This is a genomic window from Planococcus sp. CPCC 101016, assembly GCF_007859295.1.
GTDB lineage: Bacteria > Bacillota > Bacilli > Bacillales_A > Planococcaceae > Planococcus.
Map to the genome: position 1 here is coordinate 1 of NZ_VOHB01000001.1, position 914 is coordinate 914.

Genomic DNA, 914 nt, shown 5'->3' on the forward strand with positions numbered 1-914 from the left:
TGGTCGGGAAGACAGGATTCGAACCTGCGACCCCTTGGTCCCAAACCAAGTGCTCTACCAAGCTGAGCTACTTCCCGAACTGGATTGCTAAGGGTAAAAAGATGGCGCGCCCGAGAGGACTCGAACCTCTAACCGCTTGATTCGTAGTCAAGTACTCTATCCAATTGAGCTACGGGCGCCTATAAAACGTTCATGTGGTTTTGCAAAAAATGGTGCCGAGGACCGGAATCGAACCGGTACGGTAGTCACCTACCGCAGGATTTTAAGTCCTGTGCGTCTGCCAGTTCCGCCACCCCGGCGAAGGGTCGGTTTTGATTGCAAAAAAAATTGGAGCGGAAGACGAGGTTCGAACTCGCGACCTCCACCTTGGCAAGGTGGCGTTCTACCACTGAACTACTTCCGCAAAAATGGTGCGGGTGAAGGGAGTCGAACCCCCACGCCCGAAGGCGCTAGATCCTAAGTCTAGTGCGTCTGCCAGTTCCGCCACACCCGCGTGGCAATAATGAAGTTAAAATGGTGAGCCATGAAGGATTCGAACCTTCGACCCTCTGATTAAAAGTCAGATGCTCTACCAGCTGAGCTAATGGCTCATTTGCATGAGTGGTGCCGGAGAAAGGACTTGAACCCTCAACCTACTGATTACAAGTCAGTTGCTCTACCAGTTGAGCTACTCCGGCGAAAGAGAAAAAATGGTGGAGGATGACGGGATCGAACCGCCGACCCTCTGCTTGTAAGGCAGATGCTCTCCCAGCTGAGCTAATCCTCCGATATGTATCGCCCAGCGACGTCCTACTCTCACAGGGGGAGACCCCCAACTACCATCGGCGCAAAAGAGCTTAACTGCCGTGTTCGGGATGGGAACGGGTGTGGCCTCTTTGCCATCATCACTGGACTATTTGGTTTTGAAAGACAAG

Annotated in this window: 8 tRNA genes and 1 rRNA gene; all 9 read right to left on the minus strand. The window is 52.7% G+C overall.

What is annotated here, in order from left to right:
* A tRNA-Pro gene (locus FQV26_RS00005) sits at positions 1–77 on the minus strand.
* A gap of 25 nt (positions 78–102) precedes the next feature.
* Positions 103–179: transfer RNA gene (locus FQV26_RS00010), tRNA-Arg, on the minus strand.
* Positions 180–210: 31 nt separating this feature from the next.
* A tRNA-Leu gene (locus FQV26_RS00015) sits at positions 211–299 on the minus strand.
* 29 nt (positions 300–328) lie between these two features.
* Positions 329–403, minus strand: a tRNA-Gly gene (locus FQV26_RS00020).
* 5 nt (positions 404–408) lie between these two features.
* A tRNA-Leu gene (locus tag FQV26_RS00025) sits at positions 409–493 on the minus strand.
* A gap of 21 nt (positions 494–514) precedes the next feature.
* Positions 515–590, minus strand: a tRNA-Lys gene (locus FQV26_RS00030).
* A gap of 11 nt (positions 591–601) precedes the next feature.
* A tRNA-Thr gene (locus FQV26_RS00035) sits at positions 602–677 on the minus strand.
* A 13-nt stretch (positions 678–690) separates the two neighbouring features.
* A tRNA-Val gene (locus tag FQV26_RS00040) sits at positions 691–766 on the minus strand.
* Between the two features lie 10 nt (positions 767–776).
* Positions 777–892, minus strand: a 5S ribosomal RNA gene (gene rrf / locus FQV26_RS00045).
* Positions 893–914: the final 22 nt, after the last annotated feature.